At 70.0% G+C, this 16193-nt stretch carries 15 protein-coding genes; 10 read left to right on the top strand and 5 right to left on the bottom strand.

What is annotated here, in order from left to right:
* Positions 1-49 precede the first annotated feature (49 nt).
* Positions 50-1633, top strand: coding sequence for an MFS transporter (locus ACPZVR_RS09650; RefSeq protein WP_436699361.1), 1584 nt, complete (start codon positions 50-52; stop codon positions 1631-1633).
* 21 nt (positions 1634-1654) lie between these two features.
* On the opposite strand, the gene ACPZVR_RS09645 is transcribed toward ACPZVR_RS09650, so the two are convergent.
* Both ACPZVR_RS09645 and ACPZVR_RS09640 read right to left on the bottom strand, forming a co-directional pair.
* On the bottom strand, positions 1655-2530 hold the full coding sequence (locus ACPZVR_RS09645) for a DUF8832 domain-containing protein (protein WP_436699360.1): 876 nt from the start codon (positions 2528-2530) through the stop codon (positions 1655-1657).
* Positions 2527-3645 carry a calcium:cation antiporter gene (locus ACPZVR_RS09640; RefSeq protein WP_436699359.1) on the bottom strand — a complete coding sequence of 373 codons (1119 nt, stop codon included), beginning with the start codon at positions 3643-3645 and terminating at the stop codon, positions 2527-2529. Before ACPZVR_RS09640 ends, ACPZVR_RS09645 begins: the two co-directional genes overlap by 4 nt.
* A 72-nt stretch (positions 3646-3717) precedes the next feature.
* Between ACPZVR_RS09640 and ACPZVR_RS09635 the strand changes: the two genes are divergently transcribed.
* A complete protein-coding gene (locus ACPZVR_RS09635) occupies positions 3718-5667 on the top strand; it encodes a TIGR03960 family B12-binding radical SAM protein (RefSeq protein WP_436699358.1) in 1950 nt (649 codons plus the stop codon).
* A gap of 2 nt (positions 5668-5669) precedes the next feature.
* A complete protein-coding gene (locus tag ACPZVR_RS09630; protein ID WP_436699357.1) occupies positions 5670-6113 on the top strand; it encodes an SRPBCC family protein in 444 nt (147 codons plus the stop codon).
* A gap of 68 nt (positions 6114-6181) precedes the next feature.
* Here ACPZVR_RS09630 and ACPZVR_RS09625 read toward each other — a convergent pair whose 3' ends face one another.
* From ACPZVR_RS09625 to ACPZVR_RS09615, 3 genes are read right to left on the bottom strand one after another with little or no spacing between them, the layout of a single operon-like run.
* The gene (locus ACPZVR_RS09625) at positions 6182-6526 is read right to left on the bottom strand and encodes a hypothetical protein (RefSeq protein ID WP_436699356.1); all 345 of its coding nucleotides are present in this window, start codon (positions 6524-6526) and stop codon (positions 6182-6184) included.
* On the bottom strand, positions 6523-7188 hold the full coding sequence (locus ACPZVR_RS09620) for a hypothetical protein (RefSeq protein ID WP_436699355.1): 666 nt from the start codon (positions 7186-7188) through the stop codon (positions 6523-6525). Before ACPZVR_RS09620 ends, ACPZVR_RS09625 begins: the two co-directional genes overlap by 4 nt.
* A gap of 16 nt (positions 7189-7204) precedes the next feature.
* The gene (locus ACPZVR_RS09615) at positions 7205-7903 is read right to left on the bottom strand and encodes a DUF4190 domain-containing protein (protein ID WP_436699354.1); all 699 of its coding nucleotides are present in this window, start codon (positions 7901-7903) and stop codon (positions 7205-7207) included.
* A 93-nt stretch (positions 7904-7996) separates the two neighbouring features.
* Between ACPZVR_RS09615 and ACPZVR_RS09610 the strand changes: the two genes are divergently transcribed.
* From ACPZVR_RS09610 to ACPZVR_RS09580, 7 genes are all read left to right on the top strand, one after another.
* Positions 7997-8278, top strand: coding sequence for a hypothetical protein (locus ACPZVR_RS09610; RefSeq protein ID WP_436699353.1), 282 nt, complete (start codon positions 7997-7999; stop codon positions 8276-8278).
* Positions 8275-9903: a glycosyltransferase family 2 protein gene (locus tag ACPZVR_RS09605; RefSeq protein ID WP_436699352.1), complete on the top strand. Its 1629-nt coding sequence runs from the start codon at positions 8275-8277 to the stop codon at positions 9901-9903. Before ACPZVR_RS09610 ends, ACPZVR_RS09605 begins: the two co-directional genes overlap by 4 nt.
* 2 nt (positions 9904-9905) lie before the next feature.
* Positions 9906-10952 (top strand): class I SAM-dependent methyltransferase, encoded by a 1047-nt coding sequence (locus ACPZVR_RS09600; RefSeq protein WP_436699351.1) that lies wholly within the window; start codon positions 9906-9908, stop codon positions 10950-10952.
* A gap of 96 nt (positions 10953-11048) precedes the next feature.
* On the top strand, positions 11049-11885 hold the full coding sequence (locus ACPZVR_RS09595; RefSeq protein WP_436699350.1) for a glycosyltransferase family 2 protein: 837 nt from the start codon (positions 11049-11051) through the stop codon (positions 11883-11885).
* A complete protein-coding gene (locus tag ACPZVR_RS09590) occupies positions 11828-14182 on the top strand; it encodes a hypothetical protein (protein WP_436699349.1) in 2355 nt (784 codons plus the stop codon). The genes ACPZVR_RS09595 and ACPZVR_RS09590 overlap by 58 nt, the downstream gene beginning before the upstream one ends.
* On the top strand, positions 14115-15236 hold the full coding sequence (locus tag ACPZVR_RS09585) for a glycosyltransferase (RefSeq protein WP_436699348.1): 1122 nt from the start codon (positions 14115-14117) through the stop codon (positions 15234-15236). The genes ACPZVR_RS09590 and ACPZVR_RS09585 overlap by 68 nt, the downstream gene beginning before the upstream one ends.
* Positions 15233-16189: an NAD-dependent epimerase/dehydratase family protein gene (locus ACPZVR_RS09580; protein ID WP_436699347.1), complete on the top strand. Its 957-nt coding sequence runs from the start codon at positions 15233-15235 to the stop codon at positions 16187-16189. The genes ACPZVR_RS09585 and ACPZVR_RS09580 overlap by 4 nt, the downstream gene beginning before the upstream one ends.
* Positions 16190-16193: the final 4 nt, after the last annotated feature.

Below are 16193 nucleotides of genomic sequence, written 5' to 3'. Positions count from 1 at the left end.
GTCGGTGTCCCCGTCGGCCTGCTGCTGTGCAGGTGTTGAAAGGAACATGATGAGTATTCACGCACGTCCCCCCGGTGCCGACCTCGGCGACACCGTCGACCGGACGATCCACGACGCGCGCCGGCGCCGCGTGGTCCTGATCGCGGTCTGCGTCGCGCTGATGGCCGTCATCGCCTCGGTGACCGGTCTCAACGTCGCGCAGCCCGAGCTCGCCGTGGAGTTCGGGGCCTCGCAGAGCACGGTGTTGTGGTTCATCAACCTGTACACGATCAGCCTGGCCGCGCTCCTGCTGCCGCTGGGCGCACTCGGCGATCGGATCGGCCGCAAGCCGGTGCTGCTTACCGGCCTCGCCGTCTTCGGAACCGCGAACATCGTGGCCGGGCTCGCGACCACCTCAGAGGTGATGCTCGCCTCCCGGTTCGCCGCCGGCGTGGGTGCCGCCATGATCATGCCGGTCACCTTGGCAGTCATCACCTCGACGTTCCCGGAGGAGGAGCGGGCCACGGGCATCGGCGTGTGGACCGGCGTCGCCGGTGGTGGCGGCATTCTCGGAATGTACCTATCCGCCCTGCTCGTCGACGTCGCCACCTGGCGCTGGCTGTTCGTGCTGCCCGTCGTGCTCGTTCTCGTCGCGATGGCGATGACGGTGCGCTCGGTGCCGAACTCGCATGAGCACACCGGACAGCGGTTCGACACCATCGGCTCCGTCACCTCGATCCTGGCCGTCCTCGGGCTGATCTTCGCGCTCCACGAGGGGCCGGTCCACGGTTGGGCCGAACCCGCGACGCTCGTCGGCCTCGTCGGCGGCATGCTCGCCGCGGTCGCCTTCGTCGCATGGGAGCAGCGCCAGAGCATGCCGCTACTCGACGTGCGACTCTTCGGCGAACGGCACCTGGCGAGTGGTTCGCTCTCGCTGCTGGTGGTGTTCGGCGTCCAAGCCGGCATCTTCGTGGTGCTCTTCCCGTTCCTCCAGGCGGTACTCGGCTGGTCCGCCCTGCGGGCCGCACTCGCGATGATGCCGATGGCCCTGCTGATGATGCTCGCCTCCGGCCTCGCCCCCCGGGTCGCCGGCCGCCTCGGAGCACGAGCCACGATGGCCACGGGCGTCCTCCTCGGCGGTGCCGGCCTCGCCCTCATGGCCGGTCTCGTCTCCGTCGAGGACGGCTACCTCTCGATCCTCCCCGGCATGCTGGCGATGGGCCTCGGCATGGGCCTGTCGATGACACCCGCGACCGAGGCCATCACGAGCTCGCTGCCCCGGGAGCGCCAAGGCGTCGCATCTGCCCTCAACGACGTGACCCGCGAGTTCGGCACAGCCCTCGGCGTGGCGCTTCTTGGGGCCGTCCTGTCGGCCGGCTACCGGAGCGCGATCGACGGCCGGCTGGGCGGCGTCCCGGACGGTGTGGCCGCGACCGCCCGCGAGGGCGTCGCGAACGCGATCGCCGCCTCCGACGGTGCCGGCCCGCGGTCCGACGCACTGGTCAGTGCGGCGCGACAGTCGTTCGTCGAAGGCTGGCAGCATGCGATGTGGGCGGGTGCCGTCGTCATGGTCGTCCTGTTCGGTTACGTCCTGGCTCGCGGGCCCCTGCGTCCGACTCGAGACACGGTCGCCGTCACCGACGCGGCCCGATGAGCACGGTGATCCTCGGACGGGTCAGCCGAGGACCGGCGCGGTCACGGCGATCTGGTGCAGCAGGCCGTCGACGCGCACCTGCAGGAACAGCCGGTAGTCGCCGGGCTGGGTGAAGACCGTGTGGAAGGTCAGCACCGTCCCGTCGTCGGTGACCTCGGGCGCGCCGTACGGATGCACGTGCACGAAGCCCCGCGAGTCGGCGGCGAAGCCGGTGAGATGGGCGCTGGCACCCAGGTAGCTGCCGAGAGTGACGGGCTCGCCGTCGGCATCGGTGAGCCGCAGCCGGAGACGGCCGTTGGGGCCGATCTCCCCGGCCGCGAGCAGGCGGGCCCGGACCACGCCGTCGTCGCCGGTCCGCGCCTCGTCGCCGCGCGGGACCTCGACCCGGGTCCACTCGCCCGCGACACGCAGGGTGGCGCCGACGACGAGTGGCGTCGTCGAGCCCTCGGGGATGAACTCCGCGACGACCCGCCAGCGCCCCGGAGCGCCGAGGTCGACCCGCGCGGTCCAGGTGCCGTCCTCGGCCAGGGTCGGGTGCAGGTGTCGGAACTGGGAGAGGTCGTCGCGCACGACGTAGAGGTGGAGCAGCTTGGTCTGCTCCTCGGTGTACGTCAGCAACGGCTCCCCGGAGGGGGCGAGGATCCGGAACGAGACGTCGCCGGTGCCGGTGGCGTCGGGCAGGCGGACGTCGGTCATCCGGTAGCCCTCGACGTCGGTGCTGGTGCCGTCGCCGACGGGGTTGCCGACGGGCTGGGCGCCGCTGCCGCCGTCCTTGGCGGGGGTCAGCACGATCCGGTCGGGGTCGGCGGGCTGCTCGGACGAGCAGGCGCCGAGGGCCAGGGCCAGCGCCGCGGCCGCCAGACCGGCGCCGGGGGCGCGCAGGGAGCGCCGGGTCACGGTGACACCGTCAGGAGCAGGAAGGCCGCGAGGAGCAGCAGGTGGACGATGCCGTTGAGCGGCTTGGCACGGCCCGGCACGACAGTGAGGATGCCGACCGTCGCGGAGAGGGCGAGCAGGACCAGTTGGAGCGGCTCCAGGCCCAGCGCCAGGTCGCCCTCGAGCCAGATGGAGGCGATCGCGATGGCCGGGATGGTGAGACCGATCGAGGCCATCGCCGAGCCGTAGGCGAGGTTGAGGCTGATCTGGACCCGCTCGAGCAGGGCGGCCCGCACGGCGGCGATCGTCTCGGGCGCCAGCACCAGCATCGCGATGACGACGCCGACCACGGCGTGGGGGAAGCCGAGCCAGTCGACGGCGTCCTCGATCGAGTAGGACTCGACCTTGGCCAGGCCGACCACGGTCACCAGCGCGAGCACGAGCAGGGCGAGGCTGGTCCAGGTCTCGCGGGCGGTCGGCGGATCGGCGTGGGTGTCGCCGTCGGCGTCGTTGTCGGCCGTCCACCCGCCGGGGGTCGAGGTCGTGCCCGGGAGGAAGAAGTCGCGGTGCCGGACCGTCTGGGTGAACACGAAGGAGCCGTAGAGGATGAGCGAGGCGAGGGCGGCGAAGGTGAGCTGACCGCCCGTCAGCACCGGACCGGACTCGCTGGTCGTGAAGGTGGGGACGACCAGCGTCAGGCCGGCGAGGGTGATCACCGTCGCGAGCGCGGAGCCCGTGCCCTCGGGGTTGAACACCGCGAGATGGTGGCGCAGCGCGCCCACGACGAGGGACAGGCCGACGATGCCGTTGACCGTGATCATCACGGCCGCGAAGACGGTGTCGCGGGCCAGGGTCGACGTGTCGCCGCTGCCGGAGACCATGAGCATCACGATGAGGCCGACCTCGATGACCGTCACCGCGACGGCCAGCAGGAGCGAGCCGAACGGCTCCCCGACCTTGTGGGCGACGACCTCGGCGTGGTGCACGGCCGCCAGCACCGCGCCCACCAGGGCCACGCCGATCAGGCTCGCGGCGAGCGGGCCGGGATGGGTTCCCCAACTGAACGCCAGCACGATCGCGGCCACGGGCGGCGTGATGACCGTCCACCCGAGTCGTCCGGAGGTGGAGGCGCTCATGATGCGGAATCCTACAAAAGGGACCTGACGACGATGACGGCCGCACGTGGCACGGACCGTAGAATCGGGGTCATGTCCGTCGAGACCGTCGAGTCCGTCTTCCCCCGGCTGGAGCCCCACCTGCTCTCGGTCTCCAAGCCGATCCAGTACGTCGGCGGCGAGCTCAACATGGTCTCCAAGGAGTGGGACGCGGCCGAGGTCCGCTGGGTGCTCATGTACCCCGACGCCTACGAGGTCGGTCTGCCCAACCAGGGCGTGCAGATTCTCTACGAGGTGCTCAACGAGCGGGAGTGGATCCTCGCCGAGCGCACCTACGCGGTGTGGCCCGACATGGAGAAGGTGCTGCGGGAGCAGCAGATCCCGCAGTTCACCGTCGACAACCACCGCCCCGTGGGCGCCTTCGACCTGTTCGGGGTCAGCTTCTCCACCGAGCTCGGCTACACCAACCTGCTCACCGCGCTCGACCTGGCCGGCATCCCGCTGCACGCCGTCGACCGCTCCGACGACCACCCCGTCGTCATCGCGGGCGGTCACGCGGCGTTCAACCCCGAGCCGATCGCCGACTTCGTCGACGCGGCCGTCCTCGGCGACGGCGAGGAGGTCGTGCTCAAGATTTCCGAGGTCGTGCGCGAGTGGAAGGGCGAGGGCCGCCCCGGCGGCCGCCGGGAGCTGCTGCGCCGGCTCGCCGTCTCGGGAGCGGTCTACGTGCCGCAGTTCTACGACGTCTCCTACGACGACAGCGGCGCGATCGCGGCCGTCGTACCCAACCACCCGGAGGCGCCCGACCGGGTCCGCAAGCACACGCTGATGGATCTCGACCAGTGGCCCTACCCGCGCAACCCGCTGGTGCCGCTCGCCGAGACCGTGCACGAGCGGTTCTCGGTGGAGATCTTCCGCGGCTGCACCCGCGGCTGCCGGTTCTGCCAGGCCGGCATGATCACCCGCCCGGTGCGTGAGCGGTCGATCGAGACCATCGGCGCGATGGTCGACAACGGCATCAAGAAGACCGGCTTCGAGGAGGTCGGGCTCCTCTCGCTGAGCTCCGCCGACCACACCGAGATCGGTGACGTCGCCACCGGACTGGCCGACCGCTACGAGGGCTCGAACGTCTCGCTCTCGCTGCCGTCCACCCGCGTCGACGCGTTCAACATCACGCTGGCCAACGAGTTCTCCCGCAACGGCCGCCGCTCCGGACTGACCTTCGCGCCCGAGGGGGGCAGCGAGCGGATGCGCAAGGTGATCAACAAGATGGTCACCGAGGACGACCTGATCCGCACCGTCGCGACGGCGTACTCCCACGGCTGGCGGCAGGTGAAGCTCTACTTCATGTGCGGTCTCCCGACCGAGACCGACGAGGACGTCCTGCAGATCGCCGAGCTCGCCAAGCGGGTGATCGCGACCGGCCGCGAGGTCTCCGGTCGCAACGACATCCGCTGCACCGTCTCCATCGGCGGCTTCGTGCCCAAGCCCCACACGCCGTTCCAGTGGGCCGCCCAGCTCGACGCCGAGACCACCGACCACCGCCTCCAGGTGCTGCGCGACACCGTCCGCGCCGACAAGCGCTTCGGCCGCGCCATCGGCTTCCGCTACCACGACGGCAAGCCCGGCATCATCGAGGGACTCCTGTCGCGCGGCGACCGCCGCGTCGGCCGGATCATCGAGCAGGTCTGGCGCGACGGCGGCCGCTTCGACGGCTGGTCCGAGCACTTCTCCTTCGACCGCTGGGCCGCCTCCGCCGCGATCGCGCTCGAGGGCACCGGCGTCGACCTCGACTGGTACACCACCCGCGAGCGCGAGTACGACGAGGTCCTGCCCTGGGACCACCTCGACTCAGGACTCGACAAGGACTGGCTGTGGGCCGACTGGGAGGACGCCCTCGCGGTCGGCGACGGATCGTCCGACGTCGAGGTCGAGGACTGCCGCTGGACTCCCTGCTACGACTGCGGCGTGTGCCCGGAGATGGGCACCGAGATCCAGATCGGGCCGACCGGGCAGAAGCTGCTGCCGCTCAGCGTCGTCTGAGCATGGGCACGCCCATCGTCGTCACCGAGGAGCGGTCCATCGCCGCACCTCCCGCTGTCGTCTGGACGCTCGCGACCGACCCGGCGCACCATCAGCGGCTCTCGCCGCGGTGCCGACTGATCTCGGCCACGGGCGAGCCCGGCACGCCAGGCTCGGAGGCGGTCGACGTGATCCGCATGGGTCCCTTCCGATATCGGGTGCGGTCCCGCGTCGCCGCGGCGCGGACGGGTGAGGAGATCACCACCGAATCGTGGCGAGGACGCCGGCCCGCGGGCGTGCAGCGGGGTGAGTTCCTGCCGTACGGCGACGGGGTGCTCCTGCGGTGGACCGTCACGCTCCCCGACGGTGGGCTCTTCCGCCGGCAGGTGGAGGCCACGTGCCGGGCCAACTTGGTGACCTGGCTGGCGGCGATCGAGCGCGAGGCGCTCACGCATGACCTGCGCTGATCACTGACTGACTGCTGCGGGCTGCCCGGACCGGGCGGGGCCGCTCGGAAACGCCTGTTTCGTAGGTCCTATGGGCGGTAGACGAACTGGTAGCGGCGGTCGAAGGCGCTGGTGAGGCGATCGAGCAGTTTCAGCGCTTCGAGGTCCGAGTGCTCGGTGCGGCCCTGTCGTTGCCGTTGTTCGGCCCAGGCCGCGAGATCCCTGGCCAACTCGGGCGGGGCGCCGAAATCGATGAACTCCTCCGCGTCGCTGAACAGGAGCCCCGCATGCCACAACGGGCAGTCGACATCGTCTTCGGCCATCAGCTTGATGACGTCGCCCTCATGGAGGTCGAAGGGGCTATCGCCCGGGGCGATCTCCGCGCCGTCACCGTACGCGTAGATGCCGGCCGGACGAGGCGGGTCCTCGCTCATGCGCCCGTCGTCCCGGCGAGGTCGCGCAGCCGACCGGTGATCTTCTCGCCGTCGCCCCGCTCGACGTAGCAGAAGAACGCGTCGCCGCGCTCCGGCTCGCCCTCGTCGAAGGTGTCGATCTCGATCCGGGGGACGTAGTCGCCGCTCCTGATGGCGTCCAGATAGACCGGTTCCAGGCCGGGGAGCTCCCCGCAGAACTCGAACCCTGAGAAGTCGTCGTAGAGCGCCACCAGGTCGTCGTCGAACCGGCCCGCCCAGATCACCTCGCCGGCGTGCGGGTCGCCGCAGGAGGCCTCGATCGGGTCGTCGAGGAAGTCGATGTCGATGCACTGCCCGGCGGTCGCCTCGTCCTCCCAGACCGTGCGGCTGCCCATGATCCCGGCGAGGACCAGGAACCCGATCCCGGCCAGGAGGACGACCGCGCCCACGACGAGCCCCGTGACGGCGGCCCACCGTCCCGATCGCCGCCCGCCGCCGGTGCGGACGATGCCGGCGATCCCCAGCCCGATCCCGACCGGGGCGGCGCAGCACGACAGGGAGCAGACGAGCGCGGCGATCGACAGGCCGTCGTACGCCGGCGGCCCAGCAGTGGGGGAGGAGCCGTCGTACGGGTTCGGGCCGGGCTGGTACGACGGGTAGCCGCCACCGTACGGGTTCGTCATGGTGCCATCCGGCCCGTCAGAGGATCGGCTCGGTCAGCTCGTCGTCGGGCTCGACGTAGCAGACCAGGTGGTCGCCGACGCTGACGTCGTCGGGGTCCTCGATCACCGCGGCGAGGTCGGAGACGTAGGGCGCGAGCTTGGCGAGGTCGTCGGGGTCGATGGCCGTCGAGCAGTAGGAGACCATCCCGTTCTCGATGTCGCTGCGGTTCTCGGAGGTGACCTCGGCGATGCCGACGATCTCGGCGTCGTGCTCCTCGGTGCAGTCCTTCTTGCGCAGCATCACCAGGTCGTCGTCCTCGTCGACGTCGACGCACTGCCCGACCTCGGCGTTGCCCGGCGTCACGACCGACTCGGCGAAGATGAAGATCGCGGCGCCGACGGCGGCCGACACGATCGACATCAGGACGCCGACCGCGATGCCCGCGATCGCGAACCCCCGCCCCTTGCGCCGCCCGCCCTTGGTGCGGGACAGGCCGACGATTCCGAGAACGACGCCGATCGGAGCCAGGCAGCAGAGCAGGCTCGTCACGAGCGCGGCGATCGAGATGCCGTCCGTCCTCGGCGGCATCGGGTCGGAGCCTCCGGGGAACGACCCGGGCGCGCCGTACCCACCTCCGGCTCCACCGGGGTACGGCGGCGGCGCCGGCGGCTGGCCGTACGGGTTCGGGCCCGAGGGCGGCTGGCCGGGCGGATTCTGGCCGTAAGGATCGCTCACCGGCGACACCCTAGTGGGCCGCGTGGCTGCGGTCATCGGTAGCGCCTGCGGTACTGTTCTGCGGCACCCAGCCGACCCCTTGGTGAGGACGACATGACCGACCAGCAGTCGCCGGAGCAGTGGCGCGAGCGTGTGTTCGCGGCCGACGAGGATCTGCTGGCCCGCCACGCCGAGCTGGTCGCCGTCGACAACGTCATCGGCCTGGAGGCGACCGTCGCTCGGCTGCAGTTCGATCTCAAGAAGGCGCGCGAGCGCGTCAAGGAGCTCCAGGCGACGGTCCGCGCACGCGACGAGGAGATCGCCGCCATCCGGGCATCACGGACCTGGCGGGTCGGTCGGGTGTTCGTCCGGCCGCTCTCGAGGATGCGGGGATGACGGCGTCCCCCCTCTTCTCCGTCGTCACACCGGTCTTCGACCCGCCCCCTGCGGTCCTCCGGGCCGCCATCGAATCCGTGCTCGCCCAGACGTTCGACGACTGGGAGCTGGTGCTGGTCGACGACGCCTCGACCGATCCGGAGGTGCTGCGCATCCTACGCGAGCACGCGGCGCGAGACGCCCGCGTCACTGTCGTGGAGCGGTCGGCGAACGGGCACATCGTCGCCGCCACCAATGACGGCATCGCCGTGGCCCGGGGCACCTTCCTCGCCTTCCTCGACCACGACGACCTGCTCGCGCCCGACGCGCTGGCGCTCAACGCCCGCCGGATCGCGGAGCACGACGACATCGACTTCCTGTATTCCGACGAGGACCGGATCCGCGAGGACGGCCGGTTCTCCGACGCCTTCCACAAGCCTGACTGGTCGCCCGAGCGATTGCGCAGCCAGAACTACTGCAATCACCTCTCGGTGCTGCGGGCGTCGCTGGTCCGCGAGCTGGGGGGCCTGCGCGAGGGCTTCGAAGGCTCCCAGGACCACGATCTGGTGCTCCGCGTCACCGAGCGGGCTCGTCGCATCGTGCACATCCCGAAGGTGCTCTATCACTGGCGGATCCTGCCCGGTTCCGCGGCCGGTGACGGTAGCGCCAAGCCCTACGCTCTCGATGCCGGGCGACGTGCCGTCCAGGAGCACCTCGGCAGGGTCGGCATCGCGGGCACGGTCGAGGTGGTCGGGCCGGGCCGGTACCGCACCCGGAGACTCCTGCCGCGGGAGCGGCGGGTGAGCATCGTGATTCCCACCCGTGGGTCCGCCTCGCTCGTCTGGGGGCGCCGCAGGACGCTGGTGACCCGGGCCGTGCGATCCGCTCTCGCCGGCACGCGGCACGCCGATCTCGAGGTGGTCGTGGTCTACGACACCGACACCCCCGAGGCGGTCCTCGCCGAGTTGGACCAGATCGCCGGCGACCGGCTGGTGCTTGTTCCCTACGACGAGCCGTTCAACTACAGCCACAAGGTCAACCTCGGCGTCCTCGCCTCGACGGGGGACCGACTGGTCATCCTCAACGACGACGTCGAGGTGCGCAGCGAGCTGTGGCTGGAGGAGCTCCTCGCGCCGCTCGAGCAACCGGACGTCGGCCTGACCGGGGCGCGCCTGCTCTACTCCAGCACCGCGATCCAACACGTCGGTCTGGCGTACTCCCACGGGCGCTACGTCCATCCGTTCAAGAAGTCACCCGGCGATGTGCTCGGTGGCTGGGGGAAGACGGCCGTGATCGACCGCGAGGTCAGCGGGGTCACCGGGGCCTGCATGGGTGTCCGGCGCGAGGTGTACTTCGAGGTCGGCGGCCACACCGAGCTGCTGCGCGAGGACTACAACGACGTCGACTTCTGCCACAAGGTCGCCGCGGCGGGCTACCGCATCCTCTACCTCGCCCACTGCGAGCTGTTCCACTTCGAGTCGCAGACCCGCGAGGCGATACCGAACCCGGACGACACCCGGTTCCTCCGTCGCCGCTGGGGAGTCCCGTGGCGCGACCCGTACACCCCGGTCTATCCGAACCTGCCGAGGCCCGAGGATCGCGACATCGCTCTGACCCGCGGGCGTGTCATCGGAAGCCGAGGCTGATCGTGGCCGTGGAGCCGCGCCCGGTGCGGCCTTCCGCCGAGCGTGCCGCCGCCCGGATCAACCGTCACCTGGAGGACGGTGCTGGGGCGGTGAGCGGTCTGCGTCGCGTGGCTGCGCGTCCGTTGCGACGCCTCCTGCGCACGCAGGAGGCGAGGACCGCGTTGCTCGGGCGCGGGCTCGTCGAGCTCGGCGCCATCGTCGATGGCAATCGCCGCCGCACCGAGGGCCGAGTTCGCGCGCTGCGGAAGCGGATCCGGGATCTCGAGCGTCAGGTCGGCACATTGACCGCCGCGCGCGCCCATATCGAGGAGCTTGCTCGACGCGTGGACGGCGCGCAGGCGGCGATCTCCCGTCTGGACGCAGAAATGCAGGCGACGCCCTTCCTCGCGCCGGGGGCCCGGATCCGGGTCCGGAACGAGGACGCCGGCGACGTTCTCGCGTTGGGTGCTGAGGAGGGTGGTGCGTATGCCGACTTCGAGGACACGTACCGCGGCAACGAGGAGTTCGTGCGCCAGCGCTTGGTTTCGTACGTCGAACTGGTGGGTGACGGACCAGTCCTTGACCTCGGCTGCGGACGTGGTGAGTTCCTTGAGCTGATGGCGGCCGCGGGGATCGTGGCCCGAGGCGTCGATCTCGACGAGAGCATGGCGGCGCGGGCGCGCGCCAAGGGACTCGATGTCGAGACGGGTGACGGGATCGAGGCTCTCCGTGATGTTCCGGTCGGCAGCCTGGGAGCCGTCACCTCGTTCCAGGTCATCGAGCACATCCCGGTTGCTGTGGTCCGCGAGATGTTCGTCAGCGCGGCGGCCGCGCTGCGCCCGGGTGGGGTGTTGGTGGCGGAGACGATCAATCCCCATTCACCGGCGGCTCTGAAGACCTTCTGGCTCGACATCACCCATGTGCGTCCCCTCTTTCCGGAGTCCTTGCTGTTCCTGGCCAGGGAATGCGGGTTCGAGGAGGCGTGGATCCACCTGCCGCAAGGAACCGGCGACCTCGACCTCGACCTGCGCCAGTGCGGCGAGTACGCCATCGTCGCCCGTAAGGCATAGCTGTGCCGCGAAGCCGGGGCAGGAGCGGTGTGCGCCCCGTCCACCGAGCAAATGTCGGATTTGCTCGGGCCGTCGCCGACACCTACGGTGACGGGCGTGCCGTCGGTCTCCATCGTCATTCCCGCATTTCGAAATGCTCGGTTCATCGAGGAGACCGTCCAGTCGGCTCTCGGGCAGACCTACGACGACATCGAGGTCGTCATCGCCGACCACAGCTCGGACGACGGCACGTGGGAGGCAATTCAGCGCTTCCGTGGCGAATCGCGCGTCCGGCTGATGCGGACGCCGGCGGGCGGGGGAGCGCACGCGAACTGGAATGCGGTGACGGCAGCCGCCGAGGGCGCCTATGTCAAGCTCCTCTGCGGTGACGACCTGATCGCGCCCACCTGCGTGGAGCGGCAGGTGGAGGCACTGGAAGCTCACCCGACAGCCGTCGCCGCTGCTGCTCGGCGCGACCTGATCGACCCAGCCGGGAGGCTGCTCCTTGCAGGACGTGGAATCGACCCCTTGAGCGGTCTGGTTCCTGGCGGAGAGGCCATCCGAGCGCTCGTCCGGGCGGGGACCAACCTGCTCGGCGAGCCTGGTTGCGTTCTCATCCGGCGCGATGCGCTCGAGCGCGCCGGAGGCTGGCTCGACCCCTTCCCCTATCTCATCGACCAGTTCACCTACATGAGCGTTCTCCAGCACGGAGACCTCGTCGCCCTGCCGGAAACGCTCGCGAGCTTCCGGGTCAGCAATACCCAATGGAGCGTGCGGCTCGCTTCGGACCAGCGACGCCAGGCCGCCGCAACGCATCGGCACTTCCACCAGCGGATGCCGGACGTCGTCGGCCGGAACGATGTCGTCATCGGAAATCTCCGCGCGGGAGTGACCGCGTGGATGCGGCGAGCGGCCTACGTCGTGTGGCGCAAGCGGATGAAAGGGCTGGCGTGAGAACGCAGGTCAGAGCCCGGCTGGTCGACGTCGGCTATTACGCGATCCAGGCGGCGCTGGTCACGCTTCTCTCGTACCGGGTCCTCGGCTTCGTCGGCCGCCCCTTCTCCGTGCCGCTCGTGTACCGCAGTGACGCATTGGCGGGCGGTTCGCAGGTCAAGGCCACGCTGGAGACCGGGTGGTACGAGTCCAATCCGCTCCTGGGAGCGCCTCACGGGCAGAACCTCCACGACTTCCCCGTCGCCGACAATCTCCAATTCGCGATGGCCAAACTGCTGGGCCTGTTCACGGACCAGTGGGGAGCTGTCTACAACGCCTGCTACCTCCTGACCTTCCCGCTGACCGCGCTGGCCGCCACCTGGTTCCTCAGGGTCCTTGGGGTGCGCCGGATCACCGCCTTCTTCGTCGGCCTGCTCTACGCGTTCACGCCCTACCACTTCTTCCACGGCCAGCCGCACCTTGCGTTGTCGATGCTGTTCGTGGTCCCGCTGTTCGCCGGCCTGGTGGTGAAGATCCTCGACGAGCGTTCGATCTGGCGTCGTCGCGAGGGCACCCGTTGGTTCAACCCGGTCGGTCATCTGACCGCAACGACTCTCGGTACCGTCGGCATCCTCCTGCTGATCGGCTCGGCGAGTTCGTACTACTCCGTCTTCGGGCTGATCTTCATGAGCCTCGCGGTGGTCGTCTGTGGTCTGCGCCGGCGCTTCGCCCTGTCGGGCCAGGGCGTCGTCGCCGTCGCTGTCCTGATCGCGATCATGCTCGCCAACATGGCTCCCGACATCCTCTACCAACGGTCCGAGGGGGCCAGCCCGGCCGCTTTCGCGCGTGAGCCGTTGGAGTCGGAGATGTACGCGTTCAAGCTCGCCGGCCTCGTGCTCCCGGTCCCTTGGCATCGCGTGACCGCCTTCGCGGAGTACCGGTCCGACTACAACGCGACGTTCCCGCTCCCCTCGGAGAGCCCGGCGCTCGGCGTCGTCGCCGCGGCGGGCTTCCTCTACCTGTTGTTCCTTCCGCTGGTGGTCGCCGTCGTCCGCCGCCGCCTCGACGAGACGGGGCCGTTCGGGCGCACACAGCGGAGCCTGTCGCTCCTTACGATCGTCGCCTTCCTGTGTGGCACGATCGGCGGCTTCGGCACCCTCTTCGCGCTCTTCGTGTCCCCGGACATTCGGGCATGGAACCGGATCATCGTCTACCTCGCACTCTTCTCGCTGTCCTCTGTCGCGTTGCTGGTCGACTGCGGCCTGCGTTGGCTGGCGCGACGCGGGCCAGGCATGACTGAGTTCGCGGCCCGGAGCGTGGCCGTCGGCGTGTGCGGCGCCGTTGCGCTCGCCGGCCTCTACGACACAACGCCTCCGCGGGTGTGGAACGCCGACCCAGGCGTCCTGCGCGCCTGGGACAACGATGCCGACTATGTGGCCCGGATCGAGGAGCGGATGCCCCGAGACTCGAGCATCTTCGAGCTGCCGGTGATGCCGTTTCCAGAGTCCGAGCCGATCCACCGGATGCAGGACTACGAGGCGATCCGACCCTATCTCCACTCGGACGGCCTTCGCTGGAGTTACGGGGGGGTCAAGGGCCGGCCGCGCGCCGACTGGCAGGCAGCGCTCGCCGGGATGTCGACACCCGCGTCGGTCACCGCACTCGCCGCGGCCGGCTTCACCGGACTGCACATCGACCGCTTCGGCTACTCCCGCCGCGCCGTCAAGGAGCTCGAGGAACAGCTGGAATCGCTGTTCGGGGAGCCATTGCGCAGCCGCAACGGGCGTTTCGCGTTCTACGACATGCGCACCTTCGCAGCCACGACAGAGGCGTCGTACGACCCGGACGAATGGGCCAGCCTCGGCGACCACCTGGTTGGCGTGCCGTGCTTCTACTGGCAGCCGGGCTTCGAGAACCCCGGGCGCCCCGACAAAGACGGGCGACTCCGACTGATCGGCTCTGTCCCGGCTCCGGAGGGCCTCATCGACAACCCGGGTTCCGCGGTGCCGATGAGGTTCACCTTCCGGATCGGGGCGGTCGGCATCAAGCCGCCCACGTCGGTCACCGTCGGCTGGCCAGACGGGACACGGGAGACGGTGCGGGTCACGGCCGAGGGCACCGAGGTCGAGAAGGTCGTCGTGGTGCCGGGCGGCGAGTCGCGGATCAGGCTGCTTGGAGAGCCCGGCTCACTCAGCGTGAATCTCTTCGACTTCGCCATGGTGGATCCCGTCGTCGCGGACGTTGAGCTGCGTGGCCCGGCGGCCGAACTGGTCTCCTCGGAGCGTGACGCCGATCAGTCTCGGAAGCGGGCCGGCTGATAGCGTGCCGCGGGTGAGCAGCGCGCAGACAGGGACCGATGTCGCGCCCTTTCCGGTGCACACCGTGTCCGTGGTCGTCCCGGTCTACCAGGGCGAACGCACCCTCGCCGATCTCCTCGCCGAGATCGAGCCGTACTACACGGAGCAGACCACTGGAGCCGGTCATCGCTACGTCGTGACCGAGGTTCTGCTTGCCTACGACAACGGCCCGGATGACTCGGCCGCGGTCATCCGCCAACTCGCGGAGAAGTCCGAGAAGGTCCGGCCGGTGTGGCTGAGCCGCAACTACGGCCAGCACGCGGCGACCCTGGCCGGGATGGCCTCCTCGGGCGGCGACTGGATCGTCACGATGGACGAGGACGGTCAACACGACCCGGCCTACCTCCCTGACCTCCTCGACGCCGCTATGCGGGGACGCGCGGGTGTCGTCTACGCCCTACCGACGAACGCGGCGCCGCACGGACTCCTCCGCAACCTGGCCTCCAAGGGGGCCAAACGTGTGGTCGACGTCCTGGGCGGCGGCCAGGACATCTCCACCTTTCAGAGCTACCGCCTGATCCTCGGCGAGATGGGTCGCAGCGTCGCCGCTTACGCCGGGGCCGGCGTCTATCTCGACGTGGCTCTGTCCTGGGTCAACGGACGGATCGCGCAGTGCCCGATCGAGCTGCGCCAGGAGGGCGATCGCCCGTCGGGATACTCGACGCGGACGTTGCTGTCCCACTTCTGGCGATTGGTGCTGACCTCCGGAACTCGCGGCCTTCGGGCCGTCGCGCTGCTCGGGGCGCTCTTCGGGTTCCTCGGCTTCGCGTTCGCGATCTATGCGGTCATCGGGAGCGTGGTCGGCGGCATCTCTGCGCCGGGATGGGCGTCGACCGTGGTGCTGATCTCGCTCGGGACCGGGGCGATCCTGTTCTCGCTCGGAGTGATCGCCGAATACCTGGGGTCAGTCGTCGGCATGGCGATGGGCAGACCTCTCTACCTGATCAGCCACGATCCTGACGAGGGACCGCTCGGCCGCCAGCTGCCGAGCAGCACAGCTGTGCGCGACTCGTGACCACGCAGCCACTCACCTGGGTGCTCGGTGCGGGGGGCCTCCTCGGTGGGGCGGTGGTCGACGCCCTGCGTCGCCACGGAGTGCCGATCTGGTCGCCGCCGGAGCCTATCCGCTGGGGAAGACCCGACACCGACACTCAGGTCGCTTCGGCGGCACGTGCGTTCCTCGCTGCCGCCGCGACGGGGGGCGGGGGATGGCAGGTGTTCTGGTGTGCTGGTGCGGGCGTCACCAGCACCGGGCAGACGGACTTGGAGGCCGAGGTCGCCGTCTTCCGGTCGATGCTCGCGGCGCTGGGCGACGGCCAGCCTCCCGGCGCCGTCTTCCTGGCGTCTTCCGCGGGCGGCGTCTTCGCCGGATCGGCCGGGTCGCCGCGTGACGAGCTGACGGCACCGCGGCCGCTCGCGCCCTACGGCCAGGCCAAGCTTGCCCTGGAGGCAGCGGCGACCGAGTTCGGCGAGCGGACCGGGATCCCCGTCCTGATCGGACGGCTGTCGAACCTCTACGGACCGGGACAGGACCTCACCAAGCCGCAGGGGCTGATCTCCCACATCGCTCGGGCACACCTGCTCGGCCAGCCGATCTCGATCTATGTGCCGCTCGACACCATGCGCGACTATCTCTATGTCACGGACGCCGCACGCCTCGTGATGGACGGCATGGCTCGACTTCGCGAGCCCGGCCTCTCCCATCCGGGAGTCGTCACCAAGGTCCTTGCCTCTCACCAGAGCTTCACGGTGGGCTTCCTCGTCGCTGAGTTCCGCAGGGTGACCCGCCGCAAGCCGCGGGTCGTCTACGGTGCTTCCTCCGCAGCCGCCTACCAGGCGCGGGACCTTCGTCTGCGCAGTGTGGTGTGGCCCGAGCTCGACAGCACCCCCGTCACTCCGCTCCCGGTCGGGATGGCCCGACTGGTGCACGGCATGACGGAGTCGCTGCGTAGCGGCCAGCTCCGTTGACCGC

This window comes from Nocardioides segetis (assembly GCF_051390595.1).
Taxonomy (GTDB): Bacteria; Actinomycetota; Actinomycetes; order Propionibacteriales; family Nocardioidaceae; genus Nocardioides.
This window is presented reverse-complemented; position numbering and strand designations above follow the sequence as displayed.

Coding starts and splice junctions, on each gene's coding strand:
- ACPZVR_RS09650 (WP_436699361.1), top strand. CDS start 50: ATGAGTATTCACGCACGTCCCCCCGGTGCCGACCTCGGCGACACCGTC.
- ACPZVR_RS09640 (WP_436699359.1), bottom strand. CDS start 3,645: ATGAGCGCCTCCACCTCCGGACGACTCGGGTGGACGGTCATCACGCCG.
- ACPZVR_RS09635 (WP_436699358.1), top strand. CDS start 3,718: ATGTCCGTCGAGACCGTCGAGTCCGTCTTCCCCCGGCTGGAGCCCCAC.
- ACPZVR_RS09630 (WP_436699357.1), top strand. CDS start 5,670: ATGGGCACGCCCATCGTCGTCACCGAGGAGCGGTCCATCGCCGCACCT.
- ACPZVR_RS09625 (WP_436699356.1), bottom strand. CDS start 6,526: ATGAGCGAGGACCCGCCTCGTCCGGCCGGCATCTACGCGTACGGTGAC.
- ACPZVR_RS09620 (WP_436699355.1), bottom strand. CDS start 7,188: ATGACGAACCCGTACGGTGGCGGCTACCCGTCGTACCAGCCCGGCCCG.
- ACPZVR_RS09610 (WP_436699353.1), top strand. CDS start 7,997: ATGACCGACCAGCAGTCGCCGGAGCAGTGGCGCGAGCGTGTGTTCGCG.
- ACPZVR_RS09605 (WP_436699352.1), top strand. CDS start 8,275: ATGACGGCGTCCCCCCTCTTCTCCGTCGTCACACCGGTCTTCGACCCG.